The following is a 2370-nucleotide window of genomic DNA, read 5'->3' as shown; positions in this document are numbered from 1 at the left end:
GACTTACTTATTCCGACAAATGTGTATATTGTCCAGCCTGGAGATTCGCTATACACCATCTCTCAAATGGCTTTGGTCCCAATTGAAACAATCCGTTTATATAATGGATTACACTCCGATTTATTGATGGTTGGCATGAATATCTATTTGCCGCCAAGACTTAAGCACGAAGGAGAAGGACTGAGTTATATCACACCTTCTACCCCAGAAAAAAATATAGCCAATGTCGAGACATTTGCTACTATTAATACGTATTTTGGAATATTTGAACATCATATTCTTGAAGATGGAAGCTTAAGTACACTTGATGATCAACAACTTATCGGATTAATAAGGGAAAATAAGGTCGCCCCTCTTGCAGTAATTACAAATTTAACGGAGACTGGATTCAGCCCCGAATTAACCAGGAAAGTATTAAATAATCCGGAGGTAAGGGAACGAGTTATTAATAATATTTACAATTTGGTGAAGACAAAAAATTACGCCGGAGTGAATGTTGACTTTGAAAGAATCCATGAAGGAGAAAGAGATTTGTATAGCGGATTCTTACGAGCGTTACGAGATCGATTAAAGCCTGAAGGATATTATACTTCTGTAGCCGTTCCAGCAAAAACAAGTGATGACATCCCTTGGTTAAAGGGATATGATTACGGGGGCATTGGAGCTGCTGTTGACTTTGTTTTTATCATGGCCTATGACTGGCATGAAGCGAGCAGTCAGCCCGGTCCTGTCGCTCCTATACAAGAAGTAAGGAAAACCATTGAGTATGCTCAAAGATTAATGAGAGGAAATAAAATCATCCTTGGTGTCCCACGGTACGGATATGACTGGGYGATGTCAAATGGAACCGCTTTAAGTGCAAGGGCTGTTTCCGTAGCCAACGCTATTGATACAGCTATGAAATATCAAGTACCTATTCAATATTCCATTCAAGACCAGCAGCCTTTCTTTAGCTATCGAGACGAAGCGGGCACAAGACATATCGTTTGGTACGAAGACTCAAGAGCTCGTGCCCAAAAGCTGCAATTGGTTGTCGAATATCGATTAAGGGGGATTGGAGCCTGGCAAGTAGGATTACACTTCCCTCAATCGGCCTACTTAGTAAAGGAATTTCTGACTACAAGAAGAGTGATTTAAACATAAAACAAGAACGGGGAATAATTACAGAAAAAGCCGATAAATCAACCATAATCAGCTGCACATTAATCGTTAAAGAAGCCTCAACAGCTGCCGCAATAACGATGCCCCCAACGATACCAAACGTATTTCCCTATTTTTGTCGGCATACTTGCTCCTGATTCTCGTAGTAACTCGATGGTAAATTCTAAAATAAGAACATCTATTATATGCGGAAATGGCATATCGCTTTTCGCAGGATTAATGTTGACAAAAATTCAGCAGGAAAGAGCTCAGCGAGTTCCCGCATATGATGGGCGGATTGTACAGGCCCTAAATTTACAGATATGTAAAGGTGTTCAAAATGTATCGTTCTATGGCTTGATTAAGTTTAGGATCGGAACCGGAAATTGGACCTAAATTATCAAGACCTTAATTTGAAAACAAACAGAATGGTGATACGGTATTAAATGCGCAATTTTTTCGAAGAATTATGTGTGTTACTGTTGAATAGCTTACGAACACTATGTTAAACTCCCTCCTATTTTGTGCGAAGGACATTCACACAAAGCTTAAGCTTGAGTGCTTTATCAGATTTTTAGACTTGCTATTTTATCAATTGAGTAGTAAAGTGATGTTATGTTTAACGGTGGGAGTGAATTGAAATGCGTAATAATACGATAGGCTCTTTAATCTGGCTACGTTTAATGCGTTTTACGAACCAAAGTAACCAGATGTCGAATGAATTTTTAAAACGATTTGATTTAACGACTGCTCAATTTGATGTACTCATGCAAATTCGCATTTATCAGCCACTCACGCAAATAGAGTTAGCCGAAAAAGTGACGGTTACGCAAGGTGGTATTTCACGTATGCTCTCACGTCTCGAAAAAGAAGGTTATATTGTACGTAAACAAGACTGGAAAACAAAAACGATTAACCTCTCAGCGAAAACTGAAGCTATTTTAGATCAAGTAATGCCTGAACAACTGGCATTTCAATCGTCATTTTTTGACGATGTTTTAAATGAAGAAGAACAACAAATACTATATACACTAATGACACGTGTTCATAAACATAGCCAAAAAAAAGAATTACCGCCAAAGTAATTTTTTTACATTATCATTTGACTAGTCAAGTTACAAAAGGAGGAATAATGATGTATACAATTTCTGGACATCATCATATTTCGATGATTACAAAAAACGCAAAAAAGAATAATGAATTTTATCAAAAAGTACTAGGTCTGCGCAG

General features: G+C 37.9%; 3 protein-coding genes. 2 read left to right on the top strand and 1 reads right to left on the bottom strand.

Annotation, left to right across the window (positions count from 1 at the left end; translation table 11 throughout):
- Positions 1–1137: glycoside hydrolase family 18 protein (locus tag AC1DUW_RS26140; protein ID WP_477643852.1), on the top strand; the 1137-nt coding region annotated here is incomplete at its 5' end.
- Between the two features lie 83 nt (positions 1138–1220).
- On the opposite strand, the gene AC1DUW_RS26135 is transcribed toward AC1DUW_RS26140, so the two are convergent.
- Positions 1221–1361, bottom strand: a complete 141-nt coding sequence (locus AC1DUW_RS26135; protein ID WP_236694930.1) for a spore germination protein — start codon at positions 1359–1361, stop codon at positions 1221–1223.
- 420 nt (positions 1362–1781) lie between these two features.
- On the opposite strand from AC1DUW_RS26135, the gene AC1DUW_RS26130 reads away from it, so the two are divergent.
- On the top strand, positions 1782–2225 hold the full coding sequence (locus AC1DUW_RS26130) for a MarR family winged helix-turn-helix transcriptional regulator (RefSeq protein WP_477643851.1): 444 nt from the start codon (positions 1782–1784) through the stop codon (positions 2223–2225).
- Positions 2226–2370 lie beyond the last annotated feature (145 nt).

Source organism: Peribacillus sp. P4_C12 (genome assembly GCF_056402095.1).
Note: the sequence above shows the minus strand (reverse complement) of the source record. Positions and strands in the feature narration are given on the sequence as shown.